The 24,106-nt window shown below is 73.1% G+C and carries 19 protein-coding genes and 1 pseudogene; 7 read left to right on the forward strand and 13 right to left on the reverse strand.

Annotation, left to right across the window (positions count from 1 at the left end):
• Positions 1 to 67: 67 nt before the first annotated feature.
• The 3 genes and pseudogenes from ACIGZJ_RS01655 (at position 68) to ACIGZJ_RS01665 (ending at position 3,599) form a co-directional block, all read left to right on the forward strand.
• Positions 68 to 1,456 carry a DUF1254 domain-containing protein gene (locus ACIGZJ_RS01655; RefSeq protein WP_396455423.1) on the forward strand — a complete coding sequence of 463 codons (1,389 nt, stop codon included), beginning with the start codon at positions 68 to 70 and terminating at the stop codon, positions 1,454 to 1,456.
• A 517-nt stretch (positions 1,457 to 1,973) separates the two neighbouring features.
• Positions 1,974 to 2,395: pseudogene (locus ACIGZJ_RS01660) on the forward strand (DEAD/DEAH box helicase); the annotation flags it as partial.
• Between the two features lie 379 nt (positions 2,396 to 2,774).
• Positions 2,775 to 3,599, forward strand: a complete 825-nt coding sequence (locus ACIGZJ_RS01665) for a CPBP family intramembrane glutamic endopeptidase (protein WP_396455424.1) — start codon at positions 2,775 to 2,777, stop codon at positions 3,597 to 3,599.
• Between the two features lie 268 nt (positions 3,600 to 3,867).
• Here the strand turns inward: ACIGZJ_RS01665 and glnA are convergent, their stop codons facing one another.
• Positions 3,868 to 5,280 (reverse strand): type I glutamate--ammonia ligase, encoded by a 1,413-nt coding sequence (gene glnA, locus ACIGZJ_RS01670; protein WP_396455425.1) that lies wholly within the window; start codon positions 5,278 to 5,280, stop codon positions 3,868 to 3,870.
• Between the two features lie 265 nt (positions 5,281 to 5,545).
• On the opposite strand from glnA, the gene ACIGZJ_RS01675 reads away from it, so the two are divergent.
• A complete protein-coding gene (locus ACIGZJ_RS01675; protein ID WP_392927554.1) occupies positions 5,546 to 6,013 on the forward strand; it encodes an RDD family protein in 468 nt (155 codons plus the stop codon).
• Between the two features lie 161 nt (positions 6,014 to 6,174).
• Here the strand turns inward: ACIGZJ_RS01675 and ACIGZJ_RS01680 are convergent, their stop codons facing one another.
• From ACIGZJ_RS01680 to ACIGZJ_RS01710, 7 genes are all read right to left on the reverse strand, one after another.
• On the reverse strand, positions 6,175 to 6,873 hold the full coding sequence (locus ACIGZJ_RS01680) for a DUF4191 domain-containing protein (RefSeq protein WP_392927556.1): 699 nt from the start codon (positions 6,871 to 6,873) through the stop codon (positions 6,175 to 6,177).
• Positions 6,874 to 7,007: 134 nt separating this feature from the next.
• A complete protein-coding gene (locus tag ACIGZJ_RS01685) occupies positions 7,008 to 7,193 on the reverse strand; it encodes a hypothetical protein (RefSeq protein WP_392927557.1) in 186 nt (61 codons plus the stop codon).
• A 160-nt stretch (positions 7,194 to 7,353) separates the two neighbouring features.
• Positions 7,354 to 8,307: a lipoyl synthase gene (lipA, locus tag ACIGZJ_RS01690; protein WP_392927558.1), complete on the reverse strand. Its 954-nt coding sequence runs from the start codon at positions 8,305 to 8,307 to the stop codon at positions 7,354 to 7,356.
• Between the two features lie 130 nt (positions 8,308 to 8,437).
• Positions 8,438 to 9,208, reverse strand: coding sequence for a lipoyl(octanoyl) transferase LipB (lipB, locus tag ACIGZJ_RS01695; RefSeq protein WP_396455737.1), 771 nt, complete (start codon positions 9,206 to 9,208; stop codon positions 8,438 to 8,440).
• Positions 9,209 to 9,404: 196 nt separating this feature from the next.
• The gene (locus ACIGZJ_RS01700; protein ID WP_396455426.1) at positions 9,405 to 11,378 is read right to left on the reverse strand and encodes a helix-turn-helix domain-containing protein; all 1,974 of its coding nucleotides are present in this window, start codon (positions 11,376 to 11,378) and stop codon (positions 9,405 to 9,407) included.
• A gap of 123 nt (positions 11,379 to 11,501) precedes the next feature.
• On the reverse strand, positions 11,502 to 12,902 hold the full coding sequence (locus tag ACIGZJ_RS01705; protein ID WP_396455427.1) for an MFS transporter: 1,401 nt from the start codon (positions 12,900 to 12,902) through the stop codon (positions 11,502 to 11,504).
• A 73-nt stretch (positions 12,903 to 12,975) separates the two neighbouring features.
• Positions 12,976 to 13,737, reverse strand: a complete 762-nt coding sequence (locus tag ACIGZJ_RS01710; RefSeq protein ID WP_396455428.1) for a 3-hydroxybutyrate dehydrogenase — start codon at positions 13,735 to 13,737, stop codon at positions 12,976 to 12,978.
• A gap of 309 nt (positions 13,738 to 14,046) precedes the next feature.
• On the opposite strand from ACIGZJ_RS01710, the gene ACIGZJ_RS01715 reads away from it, so the two are divergent.
• Positions 14,047 to 15,873: a regulator gene (locus ACIGZJ_RS01715; protein ID WP_396455429.1), complete on the forward strand. Its 1,827-nt coding sequence runs from the start codon at positions 14,047 to 14,049 to the stop codon at positions 15,871 to 15,873.
• 12 nt (positions 15,874 to 15,885) lie between these two features.
• Here the strand turns inward: ACIGZJ_RS01715 and ACIGZJ_RS01720 are convergent, their stop codons facing one another.
• From ACIGZJ_RS01720 to ACIGZJ_RS01730, 3 genes are all read right to left on the reverse strand, one after another.
• Positions 15,886 to 17,118 (reverse strand): cation:proton antiporter, encoded by a 1,233-nt coding sequence (locus ACIGZJ_RS01720; protein WP_396455430.1) that lies wholly within the window; start codon positions 17,116 to 17,118, stop codon positions 15,886 to 15,888.
• Between the two features lie 148 nt (positions 17,119 to 17,266).
• On the reverse strand, positions 17,267 to 18,598 hold the full coding sequence (locus ACIGZJ_RS01725; protein ID WP_396455431.1) for an FAD-dependent oxidoreductase: 1,332 nt from the start codon (positions 18,596 to 18,598) through the stop codon (positions 17,267 to 17,269).
• A 326-nt stretch (positions 18,599 to 18,924) separates the two neighbouring features.
• Positions 18,925 to 19,830 carry a TIGR01777 family oxidoreductase gene (locus ACIGZJ_RS01730; protein WP_396455432.1) on the reverse strand — a complete coding sequence of 302 codons (906 nt, stop codon included), beginning with the start codon at positions 19,828 to 19,830 and terminating at the stop codon, positions 18,925 to 18,927.
• 54 nt (positions 19,831 to 19,884) lie between these two features.
• On the opposite strand from ACIGZJ_RS01730, the gene ACIGZJ_RS01735 reads away from it, so the two are divergent.
• Together ACIGZJ_RS01735 and ACIGZJ_RS01740 are read left to right on the forward strand one after the other, a co-directional pair.
• A complete protein-coding gene (locus ACIGZJ_RS01735) occupies positions 19,885 to 20,391 on the forward strand; it encodes a GNAT family N-acetyltransferase (RefSeq protein WP_396455433.1) in 507 nt (168 codons plus the stop codon).
• A gap of 123 nt (positions 20,392 to 20,514) precedes the next feature.
• Positions 20,515 to 21,561, forward strand: coding sequence for a DUF2510 domain-containing protein (locus ACIGZJ_RS01740; RefSeq protein ID WP_396455434.1), 1,047 nt, complete (start codon positions 20,515 to 20,517; stop codon positions 21,559 to 21,561).
• 67 nt (positions 21,562 to 21,628) lie between these two features.
• Here the strand turns inward: ACIGZJ_RS01740 and ACIGZJ_RS01745 are convergent, their stop codons facing one another.
• A complete protein-coding gene (locus ACIGZJ_RS01745) occupies positions 21,629 to 22,144 on the reverse strand; it encodes a DUF4240 domain-containing protein (RefSeq protein ID WP_392927583.1) in 516 nt (171 codons plus the stop codon).
• 148 nt (positions 22,145 to 22,292) lie between these two features.
• Entirely contained in the window at positions 22,293 to 24,053 is a 1,761-nt protein-coding gene (gene sucB, locus ACIGZJ_RS01750; protein WP_396455435.1) for a 2-oxoglutarate dehydrogenase, E2 component, dihydrolipoamide succinyltransferase, read from the reverse strand.
• Positions 24,054 to 24,106: the final 53 nt, after the last annotated feature.

Genomic DNA, 24,106 nt, shown 5'->3' on the forward strand with positions numbered 1-24,106 from the left:
GCTGGCAAGGCGTGGCCGCCACCCTTACCGCGGGCGGCGGCCCCGGGAGCATGCGGAAGGGGCCGTGGTGACGGATCAGGTGATGTTCGAGGGCGGGTATCCGACGGCGGCGAGCGCGCGGGCGGCGCGGGAGCGCCGGGACCGGCGGCGGGCGGTGGAGGCGTACCGGTTCTTCTACCCGACGGTGTCGCTGGAGGGCATCTTCCACGGCACCCGGCGGGCGGGGGCGGTGGACAACGAGACGGCGCTCCTCTTCATCGCCCGCCCGTACCACGTCGGGTTCACCCTGAACTCCGACACCCCGTACTCGGGCGGCATCCTGGACCTGCGCAAGAGCGGCCCGATGGTGATCGACCTGCCACCGGGACCGCTGGTCGGTCTGGTGGACGACCACCACCACCGCTGGATCACCGACCTCGGCCTGCCCGGGGCGTATGGTCCCGAGGGCGGCAAGCACCTGCTGCTGCCGCCCGGCTACGACGGCCCGGTGCCCGCCGACGGCTACGAGGTGGTCCGCAGCGACACCTGGACCGTCTTCGCCCCGCTGCGGGCCCTGCCCCTGGGCGGCGACCTGGACAAGGCCAAGCAACTCCTCGCCTCGGTCCGCTTCTACCCGCTCTCCCGGGCCGACAGCCCGCCCCCGTACACCTTCACCGACTTCAGCGACCAGGCCATCGACTGCACCTGCCTGACGTGGGAGGACAACCTGGAGTACTGGCGGGTCCTGCACCAGGTGATCGACACCGAACCCGCCATCGAGGAGATGCGCCCGATGCTCGGCCTGCTCGCCGAACTCGGCATCGAAGCCGGCAAACCGTTCGCACCTGACGAGCGGCTGACCGCACTGCTCACCGACGCCGCCCGGCAGGGCCGCGAGGAAATGCTGGTCACCGCCTTCGCCTCCGACCGCCCCGACCGCATAGCCTGGCCCGACCGCACCTGGGAGTGGGCCAGTCTGCGCCCGGAGAACGGCACCTTCGAACGCGAAGGCTCCCTCGACGTCGAGGCCAAGGACCGCTGGTTCATCCAGGCCATCATCGCCTCACCCGCGATGTTCCGCCGTGCCGTCGGCCAGGGCTCGGTCTACTGGCTCGGCCTGCGCGACGCCACCGGCACCTACCTCGACGGAGGCCGCAGCTACCGCCTCACCGTGCCCCTGCCCGTCCCGGCCGGCCTGTTCTGGTCCGTCACCGCCTACGACGCCCGGACCCGCTCCGAAGTCGACGCCTCCCAGGGCTGGGCCGCGCTCCGCTCGCTGTTCGACAAGCTCGACCCCGACGGTGCCGACAGTGTCGATCTGTACTTCGGTCCCACCGAACCGGCCGGGGCCGAGGGGCGCTGGATCCAGACCCTCCCCGGCCGCGGCTGGTTCACCTACTTCCGCATCTACGGCCCCCAGCAGGCCGCCTTCGACGGCACCTGGAAGCCCGGCGACCTCGAACCCCTCACCCCGTAGCGGCAACCCGCACCCGGACCGGGCGGTCCGGCCGACGGGTCCGGACGTTCCGCGGAGGAAGACGTTCAGGCCCCTTGCGGTGCCCCGGTCCTGCGGTCGGCCATGCGGCAGGAGGAGCCAGATCGTCCACGAAGTGCATGGATCCGCCAGTTCGCCCCGGGTGTGCCGTCACCCGCGCGGCCTTCGGGTTCACCCGCACAGCCTGACCGGCCACCCGGCAAGGCGGTCGCACCAGCCCCGGTGCCTGGCCGGCGGCGAAACGGTCGGGGCCCGGGAGGCCGGGCGCCGGACGGGATCGCGGCCGCGCCCGGCCCGCGTCCGGATCGGCGCCCTGCCGTGAGATCTCACGGTTCGAGGATCAGCCTTGCGCCACCTGCGGCCAGGCGGACCTGAGGTGACGTGCCGCACGGTCTCACCGTCCACGCCCCACCCCCACGTTCGGCCCGTCCCCCGCCTCTCCTGTCGGCGCCCCGCGCTGCGGAGCTGTCTCGCGACGCGCCGGCCAGGAAGGTTTCCGATGAGCCGCCCCAGCCGCTCCTCGTACCAGAACGCCGACTCCCGCTCCGCCTCCTCCCGCTCCGGCCGTGGCACCGGCGGCAGCTCCTTCTACGGCGACCGCCCATCCGGCGGCGGCCGTTCCCCCGGCCGCTCGCGACGCCAAAGCTCAGGCCTGCAGGGGGAGTTCGCGATGCCGGTGAGCACCACACCGGCGCTGCCCGCCGTCGAGGCCTTCGGCGAGCTGGACATGCCGAACGCGCTGCTGCGGTGCTGACCCGCCAGGGCCTCACCACGCCGTTCCCGATCCAGGCCGCCACACTGCTCAACGCGCTGGCCGGCCGCGACGTGCTGGGCCGGGGCCGCACCGGATCCGGCAAGACCATCGCCTTCGGACTCGCCGTGCCGGCCCGCACCGCCGGGCGCAAAGTCGAACCCCGCCGCCGTCGCTGGCGCCCATTCAACCCGCTCCCTCGGCCGCGCACGTGGACGTGACGCACGATCACGGCCTTACGGAATGTGCATGCTCGCAACCAGAAGGTGATTTGAGCCGGCACCTGGCTGCATTCCGAGCCCCGCGTGGCGGCCTGCTTCGCGGGCGACCGAACCCCGATGCCCTGCCCACCGCGCCGGAGCCCGGGCCGCCGCTCCCTGCCCGCGCCCTGGAGATCGTCACCGACCTGCCTGCCCTCGACCCAGCCGCCACCTTTGGTATCAATTGGTGGCACTTGATAAGGATTGTCCGATTCATGCGACAATCTTGGGCGGCGCGGAGTCCTGTCCCGCGCCGTATCCCGTTCACGCCCGGCCATCGGAGCGCACCATGTCCGCAGAGCAGTCACCCGTCCAGAAGGGGAGACGGCTGACCTGGCCGTGGTTCCTGGTCGTGGTCGTCGTCTACCTCGCGATCATCCAGGGCATCGGCAGACTCATCGGCGTCGACACCAGTGGTGCGGACAGCCAGTTCCCCACCGCCGAGGCGATCGTCCGCAACGGGCTGATCCCGATCGGCCTGTCGGTCCTGTTCGGCGCGGCGGTGGTGACCTGGCTCGGCTGGTGGGGCGAGGTCATGCGCTACCGGGTGCCGGTGCGGCGCTGGGTGCGCTTCGTGCCGATCTCGATGCTGGTCGTCGCCGTGGTGGCGGTGAACTATCCCAACCTCGCCGACCAGCCGCTGTCCATGGTGCTGGCCCTGTTGGCGATGACGGCGTGCGTCGGCATCGGCGAGGAGCTGATGTTCCGGGGCTTGGGCGTGCAGGTCTTCAAGCGGGCCGGCTTCAGTGAGGGCAAGGTCGCCCTGTGGTCTTCGGTGATCTTCGGCCTGGTCCACGTCAGCAACGCCTTCGGCGAGGGCGCACAGGCGGTCCTGCAGGCCCTGATCGTCTCCACCTCCGGGTACTTCTTCTACCTGTGTCTGCGGGTCGGCGGCACCCTGATGCTGCCGATGCTGGTGCACGGCCTGTGGGACTTCGGGCTGCTGTCGAACATGATCGGCGCCGACCCGAAGAAGTCCGTCGGGCTGGTGCTGCCGATCGCGCTCCAGGTCGTCCTGATCGTGGTGCTGATCGTCCGGCGCCGCTCCGTCGAACCGGCCGCCGACGACGACTCCGCCGCCCTTCACCCGGTCAGCCCCGCGCCCGGGCGCTGACCCGCTCCGCCGGCGGTGCCCGCCGTCCGACGACACGTCAGGACTGCGGGCGCCGTGCTGTTCGGGGCCAGGGGCGGGTGCGCGGGCGGTGAGGGTGTGCGGGGTGGCGAGAAGTTCGGCTTCGACGACCGCGGTCGGGGTGTAGAGGGTCTTGGCCCCGGAGGTGTTGCAGCTGGCCTCTCCCCAGGCGTTTCCGCAGGTCAGAACCTTGCCTGACCTGCGGAAACGATGAGAGAGCAAACTGCGTTTCCGCAGGTCGGAGGGGTCTCTACAGGTCGTAGTACAGCTCGAACTCGTGCGGGTGGGGGCGCAGGGCGATCGGGGCGATCTCGTTGGTGCGCTTGAAGTCGATCCAGGTCTCGATGAGGTCCGGGGTGAAGACGTTGCCCGCGAGCAGGTACTCGTGGTCGGCCTCCAGCGCCTCCAGGACGGCCGGGAGGGAGGACGGGACCTGCGGGACGTTGGCGTGCTCCTCGGGGGCCAGCTCGTAGAGGTCCTTGTCGACCGGCTGCAGCGGCTCGATCTTGTTCTTGATGCCGTCGAGGCCGGCCATCAGCATGGCGGCGAACGCGAGGTACGGGTTGGACGACGGGTCCGGCGCGCGGAACTCGATGCGCTTGGCCTTGGCGTTGGACCCGGTGATCGGGATGCGGATCGCGGCGGAGCGGTTGCGCTGCGAGTACACCAGGTTGACCGGCGCCTCGAAGCCCGGCACCAGGCGGTGGTAGGAGTTCACCGAGGGGTTGGTGAAGGCCAGCAGCGACGGGGCGTGCCTGAGCAGGCCGCCGATGTAGTAGCGGGCGGTGTCGGAGAGCCCGGCGTAGCCCTGCTCGTCGTAGAAGAGCGGCGAGCCCTCCGTCCACAGCGACTGGTGGACGTGCATGCCCGAGCCGTTGTCGCCGAAGATCGGCTTCGGCATGAAGGTGGCCGTCTTGCCGTTGCGCCAGGCGACGTTCTTGATGATGTACTTGAACAGCATCAGGTCGTCGGCCGCGTGCAGCAGAGTGTTGAACTTGTAGTTGATCTCCGCCTGGCCGGCGGTGCCGACCTCGTGGTGCTGGCGCTCCACCTCCAGGCCGGACGCGGCCAGCTCGAGGGACATCTCGGCGCGCAGGTCCGCGAAGTGGTCGACCGGCGGGATCGGGAAGTACCCGCCCTTGTACTTGACCTTGTAGCCGCGGGCGTCGCCCTCGGCGGAGCCGGAGTTCCAGGCACCCGCCTCGGAGTCGATGTGGTAGTACGAGGCGTTGGCGCTGGTGTCGAAGCGCACCGAGTCGAAGACGTAGAACTCCGCCTCGGGGCCGAAGAACGCGGTGTCGGCGATGCCGGAGGAGGCCAGGTACGCCTCGGCCTTCTTGGCGACGTTGCGCGGGTCGCGGCTGTAGGCCTCGCCGGTCACCGGGTCCTGGATGAAGAAGTTGATGTTGAGGTGCTTTTCCTTGCGGAAGGGATCGAGCCGGGCCGTGGCCAGGTCCGGGACGAGTGCCATGTCGGACTCGTGGATGGCCTGGAAGCCGCGGATCGACGAGCCGTCGAACATCAGGGTCTCGGACGGGTCGAAGGTCGCCGCGGGCACGGAGAAGTGCTGCATGACGCCCGGGAGATCGCAGAACCGGACGTCGATGAACTTCACATCGTTGTCCTGAATGAACTGCTTCACTTCGGCGGCGTTGTTGAACATCCATCCTCCTCGGCGTGCGAATGGGGCTCACCCTAGGAACGGGCCGTTTCCGACCGGTGACCCGGTCGTTTCCTGAATGTTAACCGCCGTCGTTGAACGGGCGGCAAAGACGTACGGTATGGGACAAAAAGCCTCCCCGGCCCGGGTCGAGCCGGTTGAGTGGTCTGGACCACTGGGGGAGGCGGGGGAAAGGCCGGGCGACGCGGATTCACCCTCCGGGGGAGGCGGTGGCGGAGCGGCGGGCCCGTCCGGTTAGTGTGGATTCGTGGACACCAGAGAAGCGTTGGGATCGTGGATCGACGGCCCGAAGGCGGCCGCCGAGAAGATGGGCACCGACTTCGGCTACCGCGGCGAGCGCCTCGGCCTGCCCAAGGAGGGCCCCGGTTCGATCGCCGGCCCGGGGCGGCGGATCGGCGCCCTGTTCGTCGACGGCTGGTTGGTCTCCCTGGTCGCCTACGGGCTGATCGCCAAGGGCACCCCGGGCTCGGCCAACATGTGGACCACCCCGCTGTTCTTCGCCGTCACCGTGCTGCTGCTGGCCACCACGGGGACGACCGTCGGCAAGCGGCTGTTCGGCCTGCGGGTGGTCCGGGTCGACGGCGCCCGCGCCACCATCCCGCAGGTCCTGCTGCGCACGGTGCTGCTCTGCCTGGTGGTGCCGGCCCTGGTCTGGGACCGTGACACCCGGGGCCTGCACGACAAGGCGGTCGGCACGGTCGAGGTCCGGATCTGACCGGTTCGGGCCCGGAGCGGCAGCCGCCGAACCCGGAGTGGCAGCCCAAGCCCGCAACGGCAGCCCTCGGATCAGGCCTTCAGGCCAAGCACCCGAACGTCGAACGGCCCCGCTGCGGAATCTCCGCGGCGGGGCCGTTTCGTGTCAACGGGGAAGGGTGGTCAGCGGACCTGGCCGCCCTTGGGCATCCGGGCGCCCTTGGGCATCGGGCCCTTGGGGATCGGCGCCTTGGAGAGCAGGTCTCCCAGGGCGCGCAGCCGGTCGTTGGTCTCGGTGACCTGCGCGGGGGTGATGGCGCGCGGCAGTCGCATCAGGTGGATCTGGAGCTTCTTCAGCGGGACCTCGCCCTCGCCGTCGCCCACCACGATGTCGTGCACCGGCACGTCGCCGACCACCCGGGCCATCTTCTTCTTCTCGGAGGCCAGCAGCTGGCGGACCCGGTTGGGGTTGCCCTCACCGATCAGCGCGATGCCGGCCCGGCCCACGGCGCGGTAGACCGCGTCCTGGTTGCGGGTGACCGCGACCGGCGTGGAGCTGGCGCTCCAACCGCGTCGGATGTTGTTCAACACCGCTGCCACGGCGCCCGGCTGCCCCTCCATCTGCCCGAACGCCGCGCGCTCGGCCCGGCGCCCGAAGACGATCGCCATGGCCAGGAAGGCCACGATGAAGCCCAGGATGCCCAGGTAGACGGGGTGGTCGATTGCGAAGCCGATGGCGAGGAACACGCCGAAGGTCAGCAGGCCGACGCCGCCGATGATCAGGCCGATCTTGGTGTCGACCTTCTTGGTCATGGTGTAAGCCAGGCGGATCTGCTTCAGTCGCCCGGGGTTCTCGGATGTTTCCCTCGCCATAACGCTCATGGTACGTGCCGTAGGTGCGGGATATCCAAGCCCGGGTACCCGTTCGCCCCGAACCGTGACCCGGGTTGCCCCGTACGGGTACGCACGGTGTCTGCGGGGGTACCGGCGGTCAGTGTCCGCGGGGGTACCGGCGGTCAGTGCCGCCCGGCCTCCGCCGGACGGCCGGACGGCAGCGCGTCGCGCTCGCGGTCCGCCGCGTACCGGCGGTTCTCGCAGACTGCCGCCCAGGCGTTGCGCCGGGCCTGCCGCTGGCCGCCGGCCAGGAGCACGCTCTCGGCGAGCCGCAGCGCGCCACCCACCGACCGGATGCCGACCTGCATGTCGAAACAGCTCCCCTCGTGCCATTGCGATCCGGAATCGAACGACTCCATCCTCACCACCCCGTGTTACCAGTCCGTGACCTCTCAGTCAAAGCCCGGTGAACCCGAAGGGGCGGAGCCGCGGCTCCGCCCCTCAGGTGGCTCAACACTTCCGGTCGGTTCAGGCCGACGTCTTCGCCCGGTGCTCCAGGGCCTGCCGGTACAGCCGGCCGGCGCGGTACGAGGAGCGCACCAGCGGGCCCGACATGACCCCGGCGAAGCCGAGCTCCTCGGCCTCCTGCTGCAACTCGACGAACTCGTGCGGCTTGACCCAGCGCTCCACCGGGTGGTGGCGCAGCGAGGGCCGCAGGTACTGGGTGATGGTGATCAGCTCGCAGCCCGCGCCGACCAGGTCGGCCAGCGCCTGGCTGACCTCCTCGCGGGTCTCGCCCATGCCCAGGATCAGGTTGGACTTGGTGACCAGTCCGGCCGCGCGGGCCTGGGTGATGACGTCCAGCGAGCGCTCGTAGCGGAACGCCGGGCGGATCCGCTTGAAGATCCGCGGCACCGTCTCGACGTTGTGCGCCAGCACCTCGGGGCGGGACGAGAAGACCTCGGCCAGCTGCTCCGGCACCGCGTTGAAGTCGGGGATCAGCAGCTCGACGCCGGTCCGGCCGGCCTCGCGGGCGGCCGTCAGCGCGTGCACCTGTCGCACCGTCTCGGCGTACAGCCAGGCGCCGCCGTCCTCCAGGTCGTCGCGGGCGACGCCGGTGATGGTGGCGTAGTTCAGGTCCATCGTCACGATGGACTCGGCGACGCGGCGCGGCTCGTCCCGGTCGAAGTCGGCGGGCTTGCCGGTGTCGATCTGGCAGAAGTCGCAGCGGCGGGTGCACTGGTCACCGCCGATGAGGAAGGTGGCCTCGCGGTCCTCCCAGCACTCGAAGATGTTGGGGCAGCCGGCCTCCTGGCAGACCGTGTGCAGCCCCTCCTTCTTCACCAGCGACTGCAGGGCGTTGTACTCGGGCCCCATCTTCGCGCGGGTCTTGATCCACTCGGGCTTCCGCTCGATGGGGGTCTCGCTGTTGCGGACCTCCAGGCGGAGCAGCTTCCTGCCGTCGGGTGCGACAGCGGACACGTGCGACTCCTAGAACTAGACGGGGTACCCCCAGGGTACGCCTGTGCTTGTACGGCCTTCGCCGGGCCTGCGGCCCGCAATCGCAGGGCAACAGAGCTACCGGCCGGTAGATTCCCCGAGGGGAGGACGCTCAGCGGCTGAGCGCCGGCTCCGGCAGTTCGGCGAACACCGCCGCCAGGTGCTTCTCGACCACGGGCAGCGCCTCGCCGACCGGGAAGTCCCGACCCAGCTCCGAGGAGACCGAGCCCACTCCGGCGTCCCGGATCCCGCAGGGCACGATCCGGTCGAACCAGGTCATGTCGGGGTCGCAGTTCAGCGCGAAGCCGTGCATGGTGACCCCGCGCGAGACCCGTACGCCGATCGCGGCCAGCTTGCGGTCGTCGCCGCGCTGGCCCGCGTTGGACGGCGCGTACTCCGGACCGGCCAGCCGCGGGTCGATGCCCAGCGGCAGCCCCATCCGCAGCGTGAGGCTGCCCAGGTCCACGACCTGCGACGGGTCCACCACCGCGTCCGGGAGGTCCTCACCCAGCACCCAGACCCCGCTGCGGCCCTCGACGCGGGTGGTCCGCACGCCGAACTCGCCACAGGCGCGGATCAGCGCCTCCTCCAGCCGGCGCACGTACGCGACGACGTCCATCGGCTCGGGCAGCTTCACGATCGGGTAGCCGACCAGCTGGCCCGGACCGTGCCAGGTGATCTCGCCGCCCCGGTTGACCTCGACCACCGGCGTGCCGTCCAGCGGCAGGTCGGCCGGGTTGGTGCGCTTGCCCATCGTGTAGACCGGCTGGTGCTCCAGCAGCAGCACGGTGTCGGGGATCTCGTCCGCGACCCGCAGCGCGTGCAGCCGCCGCTGCTCCTGCCAGGCCTCCGGGTAGGGGATCGCGCCCTCGCCGATGCCCATCCGTACGAAACGCACGTTCCCGCTCACGCGTCCCCCTCGCTGCGCTCGGTGGTCGCTTCGTGAAACGCGCACCCTCCGAGGGCCCGCGCCCGACCCGCGACCGGGGGGACCTCGATGCTCCGCTCGTTCACCGCTGCTCCTTGCCAGGCGTTCGAGACCAACCTCGCCACTGTACGCCTGGGCCGGATCCGACCGTTCAGGTGCCCGCGAGCAGCTGGAGGCGCAGGGCCAGCTGGAGTTCCAGCGAGCGTTCGGGGTGGTTCCAGTCCCGCCCGAGCAGCACCTCCACCCGGTCGAGGCGCTGCACCACGGTGTTCACGTGGACGTGCAGCTCGTCCTTGGCCCGGGTCAGGCTGCCGCCGCAGTCGAAGTAGGCGCGCAGGGTGCGGACCAGTTCGGTGCCGCGCCGGGTGTCGTAGTCCAGCAGCGGGCCGAGCACGGCGCCGACGAAGCCGTCCACGTCGTGGCCGTCCCCGAGCAGCACCCCGAGGAAGCCCAGCGACCCGGCCGAGGCGCCCTCCCCGGACCGCCCGAGCACCCGCAGCGCCCGGGCGCAGCGCAGGCCCTCGGCGTACGAGGCGGCCAGCGCGACGGGGCCGGCGGCCGGTCGGCCCGCGCCCACGGTGACCGGGAAGCCGGCCAGCCGGGCGAGCCGTTCGGCGGCCAGCTCGGCCGCCCCCTGGGCGCCGGCCGATGTGCCCGCGGAGGCGCCCGTCCCCGAACCGCTCCCCGAACCGCTCCCCGCCCCGCCGTCGTCCGGGAGCAACAGCACGACCGCCTCGCCGTGCTCGGCGCTGATGCCCCGGGAGCCGAACAGGTACCGCCCGGCGGCGCCCGCCAGCCGGCCGCGGTCGGTGGCGGCGGTGCCGGGGGCGCCGGCGGGCTCGGCGACCAGCACCAGGTGCGGCCGGCCGAGGTCCACGCCGAGCCGGCGGCCGCGCGCGGTCAGGCCGGCCGGGTCCCGCTCGGGGGCGGTGAGCAGGTCGGCGAGCAGCTCACCGCGGACCCGGTTCTCGGCCTCGGCGACCGAGCGGCGCAGCAGCAGGAGCAGCGCGGTCACCACGCTCGCCCGCTCGAACAGCCGCCGGTCGGCGTCGTCCAGGCCGGGCCGGCCGCGCAGGACGAGGGTGCCGAGCGGCTCCTGGCCGGCCAGCACCGCGCAGACCCAGGTGCCGCCGTGCCGCACCGAGCGGCCCTCGGCCCGGGAGGCGGCGACCGCCTCGGCCAGTCCCGCGGCGGGCGCGGCCCGGCCGGCCAGCGGCTCGCCCCCGGTGTCCAGAACGGCTATCTCCCCGCCCAGCAGCGCCGCCACGGCGGCGGCCACGTCCGGTACCTCCGCACCGCGCAGCACCAGGTCGGTGAGCCGGTCGTGGCCCTGCTCGGCGCGCTGGACGGCGGCGGAGTGGGCGCGGATGAGCTCGTTGGCGCCGTTCAGCTCGGCCAGCGCGGCCCGGGTGTCGGCCAGCGACTTGGCGGTGTCCAGGGCGATCGCCGCGTGGGCGGCCAGCGAGCAGAGCAGCGCGACCTCGTCGGGGGAGAAGGCGCGCGGCGAGCGGTCGGCGGCGAACAGCACGCCGATCACCTGACCGCCGAGCAGCAGCGGCACCCCGATGATCGCGACCAGGCCCTCGTCGAGCACCCCCGCGTCGATCCTGCCGGTGTGGTGGAAGCGCTCGTCGGTGCGGTAGTCGGGGGTGGCGTAGGGGCGGGCGGTCTGGGCGACCAGGCCGCCGAGGCCGTCGCCGAGGCTGAGCCGCAGGGTCTGGAAGAGGACGGAGACCGAGCCGTCGGTGACCCTCATGTAGGTGTCGCCGGCGGCCTCGTCCGGGAGGGTCAGATAGGCGGTGTCGGTGCCGAGCAGCAGCCGGGCCCGGCGCACGATCGCCTGCAGCACGGTGTCCAGGTCCCGGGAGGCGGCGAGGTCCCCGGCGGTGTCGAAGAGCGCCGTCAGCTCGGCCTCGCGGCGGCGGTGCTGACGCAGGGTCCGGTGTACCCGCAACGCCTGCCAGGTGGCGTCGTCGATCTCGCTCAGCACGGCGGCCGGCGCCCCCTGGCGGCGGGCGTCGGCCAGCACGTCGGCGAAGTCCTCGGTGGCGGCACCCGAGGCGAGCAGGTCGAGCAGCCGCCGCAGCGCCGGCGCGGAGCTGGTGTGCGGGTGGGGGTCGTTCACGGTACGGCCGCCAATCGGCAGTGGGTCTCTGGCCCCAGGGACGGAAGCGCGATCGTAGCTGTTCAGCGAGGGTGAACGCCGATGGCCGGCGCCCATGGGGTATGGGCGCCGGCCATCGGTGCGTCAGGCCGTCGAGGGCTCGGCCGGCGTGGCGCCCTCCGCCGGCGTCCGGACACCGGCCGTCGCACCGGCCTCCTCCTCGGCCTCCGCGAGGTCGCTGCCCCGGGTCTCCCGGGCGCAGAGCACCGCCAGGACGGTGAGGACCGCCGCGATCGCCACGTACACCGCGATCGGGGTCGAGCTGCCGTAGTCCTTCAGCAGCGCCGTCGCGATCAGCGGAGCCGGCGCACCCGCCGCCACCGAGGCGAACTGGGCCCCGATCGAGGCGCCCGAGTACCGCATCCGGGTCGCGAACAGCTCGGAGAAGAAGGCCGCCTGAGGCGCGTACATCGCGCTGTGGAAGACCAGCCCGACGGTCACCGCGAGGAGCAGCGAGCCGAAGGACCGGGTGTCCACCAGCCCGAAGAAGACGAAGGCCCAGACGCCGACGCCCACCGCGCCCACCAGGTACACCGGTTTGCGCCCGACCCGGTCGGAGAGCGCCCCGAACACCGGGATCAGCGCGAACTGGATCGCCGAGGCGATCAGGACGGCGTTCAGCGCGGTCTGCTTGGGCAGGTGCACCTGGGTCACGGCGTACGCCAGGACGAAGGTGGTCATCACGTAGTACGAGATGTTCTCCGCCATCCGTGCGCCCATCGCCACCAGCACCTCCCGCCAGTGGTGCTTCAGAACGGCCACCAGCGGCGGCTGCTCGGCCTCCTGCCGGGTCGCCCGGCGTGCCTCGGAGCGCGCCAGCGCCTCCTTGAACAGCGGCGACTCGTCCACCGCCAGCCGGATCCACAGGCCGACCGCCACCAGGACCGCAGAGAGCAGGAAGGGCACCCGCCAGCCCCAGGCGAGGAAGGTGGCATCCGACTGCACGGTGGTCAGCAGCGACAGCACGCCCGCCGCCAGCAGGTTGCCGGCCGGGGCGCCGCCCTGCGGCCAGGAGGCCCAGAACCCGCGCCGCCGGGCGTCCCCGTGCTCGGAGACGAGCAGCACCGCGCCGCCCCACTCGCCGCCGAGCGCGAAGCCCTGCACCAGCCGCAGGGCCGTCAGCATCACCGGGGCCGCGGCGCCGACCTGGTGGTACGTCGGCAGCAGGCCGATCAGCGTGGTCGAACCGCCCATCAGCAGCAGGCTCACCACCAGCAGCTTCTTGCGGCCGATCCGGTCGCCGAAGTGCCCGAAGACCAGGGCGCCGAGCGGCCGGGCGGCGAAGCCGATCGCATAGGTGAGGAACGACAGCAGCGTGCCGGTCAGCGGGTCGGTGTTCGGGAAGAACAGCTTGCCGAACACCAGCGCGGCGGCTGTTCCGTACAGGAAGTAGTCGTACCACTCGATGGTGGTGCCGATCAGACTGGCACCGACCACCTTCCAGAGCGGGGAGTCCGCTCTCGCGGCGGCGGGGGACTTGGCCATGGCGGGATCACCTCGGGGTGGGAAGGAGCGCGGGGGTCGGGCGGGGGAGACGGGGGAGGCGGTGCGACCGGGGTCAGTGCGCGGTCCAGCCGCCGTCCACGGGCAGGCTGGCGCCGGTGATGTACGAGGCGTGCGGGGAGCAGAGCCAGAGGGCCAGCTGCGCCACCTCGTCGGGCTCGATCAGCCGCTTGACGGCGGTGCGGTCGAGCATGATCTGCTCCACCACCTCGTCCTCGCGGATGCCGTGCGCCAGCGCCTGGCTGGCGATCTGCTGCTCCACGAGCGGGGTCCGCACATAGCCGGGGTTGATGCAGTTGCTGGTCACGCCGTACGGCGCGCCCTCCAGTGCGACCGTCTTGCTCAGCCCCTCCAGCGCGTGCTTCGCGGTCACGTAGGCCGACTTGAAGGCGCTGGCCCGCAGGCCGTGGACGGAGGAGATGTTGACCACCCGCCCCCAGTCCTGCTCGTACATGTGCGGCAGGGTGCGGCGCAGGATGCGGAACGGGGCCTCGACCATCACCCGCTGGATCAGCGTGAAGCGGTCGATCGGGAACTCGTGCACCGGCGCGACGTGCTGGAGGCCGGCGTTGTTGACCACGATGTCGGCGTCGTCGGGCAGGGCCTCCACCGCATCCGGGTCGGAGAGGTCCGCGACGTGTGCGACGCCGCCGATCCGGGCGGCGAGCTCCTTGGCCGGGCCGGCCGCCAGGTCGACGACGTAGACCCGGGCGCCGGCCTCGGCGAGGGCCTCGGCGCAGGCCCGGCCGATGCCCGAGGCGGCCCCGGTGACCAGGGCCGTACGACCGTCGAGCGGGCGGGCTGAAGTGGTGTCCATGGCCGAGAACGGTAGGAATCCGCGGGCCGGTCTCCTATGTGGTGGGGCACCACAGCACCCCGCCCCGCTGTGTCGACCACCACCACGAGGGTCGAACGGCCGGTCGGGCGGTGAGAGCCAAACCCATCCTGTCCGGGCTTCCCCACAATGGGCGCGCTTGCTTCACCCGTTCGGAGGATTGCTCGGTCAGAACCACCCATAGCGCCCGAATGCTCGCTACATTCACGCCGATTCCCGACAGGGGGCGCCGCCACAGGCAGCCGAAGTACTGGTGGAGCCGGTACGGCGTCCGAGAGGTGTTGACTGACTATGCCCCAACGGCCTGCAACCGACAGTCCGGCGTACGGACCGCTCGACCCGCTCGACCAGCACCCGGGTCCGGTCGGTCGGGCCCTTCCGGACGCCCCCGACGCCCCGACCGCCGACGAACCGCGGCTGCCCGCGCAGGCCACCCAGGGCGGGTCCGCCGCCCCAGCCACCGCCCCGGCCGCGCCGCCGGCGGCCGGTCAGGCCGGCCCGGCCCCGCAGAACGGCCAGCTCGCCGCCCTGATCGAGGAGGCCGGCTTCTCGCACGCCGGCCTGGCCCGCCGGGTCGACCAGCTCGGCCTGGAGCACGGCCTGGACCTGCGCTACGACAAGACCTCCGTGACCCGCTGGCTGCGCGGCCAGCAGCCGCGCGGCGCCACCCCGGCACTGATCGCCGAGGTCTTCACCCGCCGCCTCGGCCGCCGCCTCACCGCCCAGGACCTCGGCCTGGACGCCTGCGCCCCGGTCTACGCCGGCCTGGAGTTCGCCGAGACCCCGCAGGAGGCGGTGGACATCGTGGCGAGCATGTGGCGCAAGGACAACGGACCGCAGTCCGAGCTGCGCCGGATCGCCTTCACCCCGGCCGGACTGGTCGTGCCCAGCCGGGACTGGCTGATCGGCCGCACCGACGAGCGGGTCGCCCGGGACGGTTCCACCCTGGCCCGCCCCGATCCCACCGGCGGCGCGCCCGCGGCCGGTCCGCCCGTCCCCGGTGCGCCCGCCGGCGGACCGGCCGCGCCCGGTGCGCCCGTCGCACCCCCGGCGCGCGGCGCCGCGCCCGGCGCGCCGTCCGCCCGGACGGCCGCCGGGACGGGGACCGCCGCCTCCACCGCACTGGGCCGGGTGCCGACCCAGAGCCGCCGCCCGCCGGTGGCCGTGGAACCGCCGTACTCCGACCCGGCCCGCGAGCAGCGCCCGGCCCTGCGGGTCGGGCGGGGCGACATCGCGGCCATCCGCGCCGTGGGGGACTTGTTCCGCGCGCTGGACCACGCGTACGGCGGCGGCCACGCCCGGCAGGCGCTGGTCCGCTACCTGGAGAGCGAGGCCGAGCCGATGCTGCGCGGCCGGTACGGTGAGCAGATCGGCCGGGCCCTGTTCGGCGCGGTCGCCGACCTCACCAGGCTGGCCGGCTGGACGTCCTTCGACATCGCGGCGCACGGCCTGGCCCAGCGCTACTTCGTCCAGGCGCTGCGGCTCTCCCAGGCGGCGGGGGACCGCGCGCTCGGCGGGTACATCCTGGTGACGATGAGCCAGCAGGCGGTGCACCTCGGCCACGGACGGGAGGCGGTCCAGCTGGCACGGGTCGCCCAGCAGGGCGTCGGCACCGCCGTCCCGCCCGCCGTCCAGTCGCTGCTGCACGCCGCCGAGGCCCGCGGCCACGGTCTGCTGGGGGACGTCCGGGCCTGCACCACCGCCCTGGTCCGCTCCGAGCGGGCCCTCGGCACGGGCCGTCCGGGCGATGAACTCCCCTCCTGGGCGCGCTACTTCGACGAGGCGCAGCTGGCCGACGAGTTCGCCCACTGCTACCGGGACCTCCAGCAGTGGCGGACGTCCGCCCAGCACGCGGAGAAGTCGCTGCGGCTGCGCTCGCCCGCGTACGCCCGCAGCCGGATCTTCTGCCGCCTGGTGCTGGCCACCGCCCGGCTCGGCATGGGTGATCTGGACGAGGCGTGCACCATGGCCACCGACGCGCTGCGGGCGGCGGGGGAGATGCGCTCGGCCCGCTCCCTGGAGTACGTGCGGGACTTCCACCGCCGGCTGACCCCGTACCGGGGCAGCCCGGTGGCCCGCGCCTTCGAGGAGACGGCCCGCCAGGCAGGGGTGATCTGACGGCCGGTACGGCTACCAGCTCTCGGCGTTCACCCTCGGCCGGTCGCCGTCCACGGCGGCCGGCCGGCGGACGGTGCCGCGCAGCCGCTGCGCCAGCAGGGGGAACAGCAGCACCGAGAGCAGGCCCGCGCCGACCAGCGCGGCCGCGGTGGAGGACGGCAGGTGCCCGGCGTCCACCTCGATCGTGGTGATCACCACCACCAGCGGCAGCGCGGTGGCGCCGTACAGGCCGAGGGCGGCGCGGTCGTGCCGGCCGAGCCCGGCCGGGGCCAGCAGGGCGGTCGGGAGTCCGCGCACGGCCAGCAGCAGGACCAGGAACACCGGTACGAGCAGGAGCGTGCCGGGCTGGTCCAGCAGCGCCGCCAGGTCGAAGTTCATCCCGCTGACCACGAAGAACACCGGGACGAGGAAGCCGAAGCCGATGCCCTCCAGCTTGGCCTCGATCACCTCCTCCTCGGCCTCCGGGACGTCGGCCAGCAGCAGGTGGGAGACGATGCCGGCGGTGAAGGCGCCGAGCAGCATGTCCAGGTCGAGCCAGATCGCGGCGGCCACCATCACGGCCAGCACCAGGATCACCGTGCGGATCGCGAACTGGCCGGAGGTGCGCAGGGTGCGGCGGATCAGCCGGGTCATCCAGCTCGGCCGGGGCCGCCGGGCGTAGGCCACGGCGGCCGTCGTGATCACCGCGAAGGCGCCCAGGATGACGGCGGTCCGCAGCGGGGTGTTGCCGCTGAGCAGCACCGCGACCGCGATGATCGGCCCGAACTCGCCGACCGCGCCGGTGGCCATCACCAGCGAGCCGAACGGGGTGGGCAGCTCACCGGAGTCGCGGAGGATCGGCAGGATGGTGCCGAGCGCGGTGGTGGTGAGCGCCAGTCCGGCGAAGGCGCCGTTCAGCGGGTCCCGGTTGACCATCGCGCCCACGCCGAGCGCCACCACCAGGGCCACCAGCCACGCGGCGGCCGCCCGTTTGAGCGGGCCGCCGCGCAGCTTGGCGAAGTCGATCTCGTATCCGGCGAGGAACATCAGCATGGCCAGGCCGAAGTCGGAGAGCGCGCCGACCAGGTCGTCGGCGTGTGTCCAGCCCAGGACGTCGGGGCCGATCAGCACGCCGAGCACGATCTCGAACACCACCGTGGGGACGGCGACCCACCGCAGCAGCCGGTCGGCCAGGAGCGGCGCGGCCACGGCGGCGGCCGGGATCAGGATCAGGGCGAGCGGCTCGACCTGGAAGTCGGCGCTCACCGTACGGCCGGTCCTGACATGACGGGGGAAACCATTCGAACAGCGGTCATATCGGCATACTGGCACGCGGTCCACGGCCGCCCCGGCACCCCGGCCGCCGCGTCTTATCCCGCCGCGCCCGGCCCGCCGCACGCCGGCCCGGCGCGTGTCAGGCCGCCGCCTCCGCCTCCCGCTCGGTGGCCGGCAGTCCGAGGTCGCGCAGCACGGCCTGGGCCACCCGCCGCCCGGAGACCAGCGCACCCTGGACGCTGCTGGTGTCGCGGTGGTCCCCGCAGACGTACAGTCCGGCCAGCAGCCGCACCGGCCGGCGGTTGTTGTGCGGCGGCGGCATGACCGGTACCGCGTCCGGTACGTGCCGCACGCTCAGGAACTGCCAGCCCTTGGCGGACGTCCCGTACAGCTCCGTCAGCCGCCCGCGCACCGCCCCTTCCAGCGCGGCCGGCCCGCCCGCGTCGAAGGCGCGCCGACCGAGCACGGTGGTCGCGATCAGCGCCTGCCCGGCCGGGGCGTACGAGGGGTGCAGCTCGCTGAGCACCAGCGAGTGCGAGACCAGCGGCGGGTTGCCGTGCGGCCGGTCGCCGTCCAGCAGCAGGACCGGTTCACCGATCGGGGAGCGGTCGGCCGCGTGGTAGAAGGTCGTGACGGGGTGGAAGTCGGGCAGTCGCAGTCCGGGCAGCAGGTCGGCGGCGGACCGCGCGTCGGTGGCGACCACCACGGCCTGCGCCCCGATCCGTCCGTGCCCGGCGGTCTCCACCCCGTCGGCGGCGATCGAGGTGACCCGCACCCCGGTGCGCACGGCGCCGGCGGGCAGGGCGGCGGCCAGCTGGGCCGGCACGGCCGCGATGCCCCCGGCGGGCAGACAGAGCCGTCCGCGCGCGTAGGAGCGCAGTACCAGGTCGGCGACCCTGCTGCTGGTGCCCAGGGCCGGGTCGCTGAGCAGGGCGGTGAGCAGCGGCCGCAGGAAGCCGTCCACGGTGCGCGGGGCGAGCCCGCGGTCGGTGAGCGCCCGGGCCGCGGTGGTCTCCGGCCGGGCCTGCAGCCGCGCGACCGGGGTGGCGGCCAGGCGGCTGAGCCAGCTGCCCAGCCTGGCCTTGTCCAGCGGGCTGCCCAGCGGGGCGCGGGCGGCGGCCTGCCGGGCGGCGGTCAGCTGCGGGTCCCCGGTCCGGTGCCGCCGGCCGCCGCTTTGCACCAGCACGCCGGGGGCGAGCGGATGCAGGTCCAGGCGGTCCAGGTCGAGCCTGCGGCGCAGCTCGGGGTAGGCGGTGTTCAGCAGGTGGCTGCCGTCGTCGAGCCGGAACCCGTCCAGCTCGCGGGTGGCCGTTCGGCCGCCGATCCGGTCCGTCGCCTCCAGGACCTGGACGACCAGGCCGTGGCCGGTGAGCGCGCGGGCGGCGGCCAGGCCCGCGAGTCCTGCGCCCACCACGATGACGTCCGGATCGGACTGTCGGCGGGTGCGGCGAGTGAAGTCGTACGTGGGCACTGGCGTGCTCCCTCCCTGGTCCCGGAGCTTCGGCCGACGCAGGCAGCGGGGTGCCGGGACACGGTCCGACGATGTGATGCCCAGTCAGTAGGAACGTCAGACAGGACCATCGGCCCGTATCCGGGCGGGGGAGGGGTTCGGCGGCGCCGGGTGGCGGCGCGGTCACGGACTGTGCGCCCGGGGGCCGGGTTCGGGGGCCGACGGGCGCGCACGGTCACCAGGGGCGTGCAGCGCGCCCGCCGTGTGCTCCCGTGCGCCCCCTCCCGGAGCCCCGCCCCGACCCCGCCGGGCATATGCCCTTGGCCAGGGCGAATGTCGTACGGGGGCTACAGCGCGGCGCGCACCACCGCGTCGACGTCCGGGTGCTCGAAGCGGAAGCCGGCCTCCAGCAACCGACGGGGTACCACCCGGTGGCTGCCGACGACCTCGACCGCCAGCTCGCCCAGGACCGTCTTCAGGACGGCCTCCGGCACCGGGAACGGCGTCGGACGCTTCAGCGCCCGGCCCAGTGCCGCCGTCAGGTCGGCGTTGGTGGCCGGCTCCGGCGCGGTCAGGTTGAACCCGCCGGAGAGGTCCTCCCGGTCGAGCAGGAAGCGCAGGGCGGCGACCTCGTCGGCCAGCGAGATCAGGCTCCAGTACTGCCGGCCGTCCCCGAGCCGCCCGCCCAGTCCGAGCCGGAACAGCGGGAACAGCCGCCCGCCGGCCCCGCCCGCGGTGGAGAGCACCATTCCGGTGCGCGGATGGACCACCCGGACACCGGCCCGCTCTGCCGGTGTGGCGGCGGCCTCCCACTCGACGCAGACCTCGGCCAGGAAGTCGTCCCCGGCGGGGGAGTCCTCGTCGATCACCCGGTCGCCGGTCTGCCCGTACAGGCCGACGGCGGAGGCGCTGAGCAGTACCCGGGGAGGCTGTGGCAGCCCGGCCACCGCGACGGCCAGCGTCTCGGTGCCGAGCACCCGGCTCTCCCGGATCTCCCGCTTGTAGGCGTCCGTCCAGCGGCGGTCCCCGACGCCGGCGCCGGCCAGGTGCACCACCGCCTCGACCCCCGCCAGCCCCTCCCGGTCGACCTGCCCCAGCTGCGGGTTCCAGCCGATCGCCGTCGAGCCGTCGGCCTGTGGCCCGGTCCGGGAGTGGTGCCGGACCAGCCGCACCACCTCGTGGCCGTCCGCGAGCAGCGAGCGGACGAGGGCCGAGCCGATCAATCCCGTGGAACCTGTGATCGCGATGCGCATGCGGCCATCCTCGCAGCTGGAATTCGGGATGCGCCGGGGGCGCGGCTGACTAGCATGACGCGCATGCACGACGAAGATCTGACGATACGACCAGCACGGTTCGAGGACGAGAAGGCGCTCGCCGAGCTCAACCGGGCCGCCTGGTCCTGGCTGAGCGATGTCGCCCCGCAGCCGGCCGCGGACGCCGGCGTGTTCGACGAGCGCCACTCCCCGGACCAGTTCCTGCTGGCCCTGCTCGGCGGCCGGGTCGTCGGCTACGTCCGGGTGGTGCCCCCGACCCCGCTGGCCAGCAACCGGCACGTGCGCCAGATCCAGGGCCTGGCGGTCGACTCCGCCGCGCGCGGCCGGGGCGTCGGCCGGGCCCTGGTCGGGGCCGCCTGCGCGACGGCCGAGGCCGAGGGCGCCCGGCGGATCACCCTGCGGGTGCTCGGGCACAACGCCCCGGCCCGCCGGCTCTACGAGAGCTGCGGCTTCGTCGTCGAGGGCTCGCTCTCCGAGGAGTTCCTGCTCGACGGCCGGTACGTGGACGACATCTGGATGGCCCGCTCGCTGACCGGCTGAACCCGCCCCCCGCACCGCCCGCCGAGGGTTACTGACGAGTCGTCAGATCGGTTGCGCGGGTGGTGCAGAGTCGTAACACATCCACCCTGTCTGGACCGCCTCCGGGCCGGGTACGGTACGGCAGTGAGCAACTCGACGCCTCCCGGGTGGTACCCGGTACCGGGTGCGGACGGCACGGCCGGCCATGAGCGCTGGTGGGACGGCAACGCCTGGACGAGCGACGTGCGCCCCGTCCAGGCGGGCGGCGCCCAGCTCGCCGACGCCCCGACCCAGGCCTGGCAGCCGCCGGCACAGCAGGCCCCCGCCCAACCGCCCGCGTACGGCTACGGCGCCCCGAACCAGGGGCAGCCGGGCTACGGCTACCCGGCCCAGGGGCAGCCGGGCTACGGCTACCCGCAGTCCGGCGGCTATCCGTCCCCGCCGTCCGGCCGGATGAAGCCCGGGGTGGCCGTCGGCATCGGTCTTGCGGTGCTGGCCGTGGTCGGCATCGTGGCCGCGGTCGCCCTCACCAGCGGCGGCGGGACCCCGAAGGCCGACCCGACGCCGACCGTCACGGTCACCACCACGGGCACCTCGAGTCCGAGCCCCAGCCCGACCCGCCGCACGCCCAGCCCGACGCCGACGCCGACGCCGACACCCACGCCCACCGAGCGCACCGCGCCGCCGCCGGTCCTCAAGGACACCGTCGCCGACAAGCAGCACAGCATCACCGTGCCGATCTACGAGGGCTGGGACGCCCAGAGCGACACCACGCACTCGACCGTCTTCCTGGGCAGCGGCCGCTACGCCTGCCCGGGCGGCGGCTCGTGCATCCGCGGCCAGTTCTCGATCGAGAAGGACACCATCCAGGGCGCCAGCGCCAGGGCCGCCGCCGAGGCCGCGATGCCGATCTACGCCGCGGCGATCTTCACCGGGATCACCTCGCACACCGACGCGGGCTCCTCCAACACCACCGTGGCGGGCATCTCCGGCTACGCCGTCCGCTGGCACGTCAAGACCTCGGACGGCACCCAGGGGTACATCCTGATGGTGGCCGTGCCGGCCAAGGGCGGAGGCTTCGTCGCCTTCGAGGGCGGCGTGGACGACGACCCGAACGCGCCCGACGCGACGGTGCTGGACCAGATCGTCAAGGGCATCAAGCAGGACAGCAGCTCCGGCTCCGGCACCTGACCGACCGGGCCGTCCCCGAGGACGCCCTGGGACGGCCCCGGGCGGCCCGGGGCCGCCCCGGCGGGGACTAGTCCCCGTAGCGCTCCCAGAGCTTGGGGAACCGTTTCGCCATGGCGTCCGGGTCGTCGAAGTCCAGTGCGGCGCCGGAGGGCCGTGCGGGCTGCCGCTCACCCACGTCGGGCAGCGGCAACCCGGTCAGCTGCTCGTACGCCTCGTCGGCCGCGTAGCCGAGGTCCTCGGCCTCGCCGTCCTCCTCCTCGTCGAACTCGGGCAGCAGGTCGGCCAGGTCGTCCGGCTCGTACAGCCCGCCCTCGAAGACCTCCCTGCCCTGGCCGATCAGCCAGCAGCGGAAGTAGTCGAAGGTGTCCTCGGAGGCGCCGTCCAGCAGCAGGTACGCCGCACCCCACAGGTCGGTGCGGTAGGCGCGCTGGAACCGGGCCTCGAAGAGCCGGGCGAAGTCGACGACGTCGTCCGGGGTCAGCTGGACGAGCCGCTCCACCAGCCGCTCCGCCTGCTCGTCGGGGTCGCCTTCGGCGGCTTCCCGGGTCTCGTCGATGATCTGCCAGAAGTCGGTCTCGTCCATCACCGCTCAAGCATCCCTGTTCGCCCGCGCCCGCGCATGCGTAGCGGCCTCGAAACGCCCGGTCGGCCGGTGAAAATACGGTGTCCGCGACAACACGGAACCCCGCGCCGTCCGGGGACGACGCGGGGTTCCGTGGGGCGATCGGACCTTACAGGCCGAGCTCGACCTCGAACTCGCCGGCCTCGAGGATCTCCTTGACGGCCACCAGGAAGCGGGCGGCGTCGGCGCCGTCCACCAGGCGGTGGTCGTAGGAGAGCGACAGGTAGGTCATGTCGCGGATGCCGATGGCGGTGCCGCCGTCGGCCTCGATGACCACCGGGCGCTTGACGGTCGCGCCGATGCCCAGGATGGCGACCTGGTTCGGCGGCACGATGACGGTGTCGAACAGCGCACCGCGCGAGCCGGTGTTGCTGATGGTGAAGGTCGCACCGGACAGCTCGTCCGGGGTGATCTTGTTGCCGCGGACCTTGCCGGCCAGTTCCGCGGTCTTCTTCGAGATACCGGCGATGTTGAGGTCGCCCGCACCCTTGATGACCGGGGTCATCAGACCCTTCTCGGAGTCCACCGCGATACCGATGTTCTCGGTGTCGAAGTAGGAGATGGTGCCCTCGGCCTCGTTGATCCGGGCGTTGATGACCGGGTGGGCCTTCAGCGCCTGGGCGGCGGCCTTGACGAAGAACGGCATCGGGGACAGCTTGACGCCCTCACGGGCGGCGAAGGCGTCCTTGGCGCGGCCGCGCAGCGACATGATCTTGGTGACGTCCACCTCGACCACGCTGGTCAGCTGAGCCTGCTCGTGCAGGGCCTTCAGCATGTTGTCGCCGATGGCCTTGCGGATGCGGGTCATCTTGACCGTCTGGCCACGCAGCGGGGACGGCGCGGCGGCGGCCTTCGGCGCGGCGGCCGGGGCGGCGGCGACGGGCGCCGGGGCGGCCTTCGCGGCCTCGGCGGCGGCCAGGACGTCCTGCTTGCGGATGCGGCCGCCGACACCGGTGCCGGTGACGGAGGCCAGGGCGACGCCCTGCTCGGAGGCGAGCTTGCGCACCAGCGGGGTGACGTAGCCGTCACCGCTGTCGGCCGCCGGGGCGACCGGAGCGGCAACCGGGGCGACCGGCGCCGGGGCGGCCACGGGGGCGGCCGGGGCGACGGGGGCCGGGGCGGCCACGGGGGCGGCCGGGGCAACCGGAGCCGGAGCGGCAACCGGAGCAGCCGGGGCCACGGGGGCCGGGGCGGCCACGGGGGCGGCCGGGGCAACCGGAGCCGGAGCGGCAACCGGAGCAGCCGGCGCGGCAGCGGCGACGGCACCCGCGGCACCGATCAGCGCGAGCTGGGCGCCGACCTCGGCGGTCTCGTCCTCGCCGACCAGGATCTTCACCACGACGCCGGCGACCGGCGACGGGATCTCGGTGTCGACCTTGTCGGTGGAGACCTCGAGCAGCGGCTCGTCGACCTCGACGGTCTCACCCTCGGCCTTCAGCCAACGGGTGACGGTGCCCTCGGTGACGGACTCGCCCAGCGCGGGCAGCACGACCGGGGTGGCGTCGCCGGCCGGAGCGGCGGCCGGGGCGGCCTCGGTGACCGGGGCGGGGGCGGCGGGCGCCTCCACGACCGGGGCCGGGGCGGCCGGAGCGGCCTCGGCGACCGGAGCGGCGGCCGCGACCGGGGCGCCGGATCCGTCGTCGATGATCGCGAGCTCGGCGCCGACCTCGACGGTCTCGTCCTCGGCGACCTTGATCGAGGCAAGGATGCCCGAGGCCGGGGCCGGGATCTCGGTGTCGACCTTGTCGGTGGACACCTCGAGCAGCGGCTCGTCGACCTCCACACGCTCACCCTCGGCCTTCAGCCAACGGGTGACGGTGCCCTCGGAAACGCTCTCGCCCAGCGCGGGCAGTGTTACTGAGACCGCCATGGTTTCAGCGACTCCTATCAAGTCTTGCGTACTGGAATGGGGGGTGTTGCGGC

This window comes from Kitasatospora sp. NPDC052868 (assembly GCF_044547105.1).
Lineage (GTDB): Bacteria > Actinomycetota > Actinomycetes > Streptomycetales > Streptomycetaceae > Kitasatospora.

Bases quoted from the DNA above. Each gene is read 5' to 3' on its own strand.
- ACIGZJ_RS01665 (WP_396455424.1), top strand. From the start codon at position 2,775: ATGTCCGCAGAGCAGTCACCCGTCCAGAAGGGGAGACGGCTGACCTGG.
- glnA (WP_396455425.1), bottom strand. From the start codon at position 5,280: ATGTTCAACAACGCCGCCGAAGTGAAGCAGTTCATTCAGGACAACGAT.
- ACIGZJ_RS01680 (WP_392927556.1), bottom strand. From the start codon at position 6,873: ATGAGCGTTATGGCGAGGGAAACATCCGAGAACCCCGGGCGACTGAAG.
- ACIGZJ_RS01685 (WP_392927557.1), bottom strand. From the start codon at position 7,193: ATGCAGGTCGGCATCCGGTCGGTGGGTGGCGCGCTGCGGCTCGCCGAG.
- lipB (WP_396455737.1), bottom strand. From the start codon at position 9,208: ATGGGCATCGGCGAGGGCGCGATCCCCTACCCGGAGGCCTGGCAGGAG.
- ACIGZJ_RS01705 (WP_396455427.1), bottom strand. From the start codon at position 12,902: ATGGCCAAGTCCCCCGCCGCCGCGAGAGCGGACTCCCCGCTCTGGAAG.
- ACIGZJ_RS01710 (WP_396455428.1), bottom strand. From the start codon at position 13,737: ATGGACACCACTTCAGCCCGCCCGCTCGACGGTCGTACGGCCCTGGTC.
- ACIGZJ_RS01715 (WP_396455429.1), top strand. From the start codon at position 14,047: ATGCCCCAACGGCCTGCAACCGACAGTCCGGCGTACGGACCGCTCGAC.
- ACIGZJ_RS01730 (WP_396455432.1), bottom strand. From the start codon at position 19,830: ATGCGCATCGCGATCACAGGTTCCACGGGATTGATCGGCTCGGCCCTC.
- ACIGZJ_RS01735 (WP_396455433.1), top strand. From the start codon at position 19,885: ATGACGCGCATGCACGACGAAGATCTGACGATACGACCAGCACGGTTC.
- ACIGZJ_RS01745 (WP_392927583.1), bottom strand. From the start codon at position 22,144: ATGGACGAGACCGACTTCTGGCAGATCATCGACGAGACCCGGGAAGCC.
- sucB (WP_396455435.1), bottom strand. From the start codon at position 24,053: ATGGCGGTCTCAGTAACACTGCCCGCGCTGGGCGAGAGCGTTTCCGAG.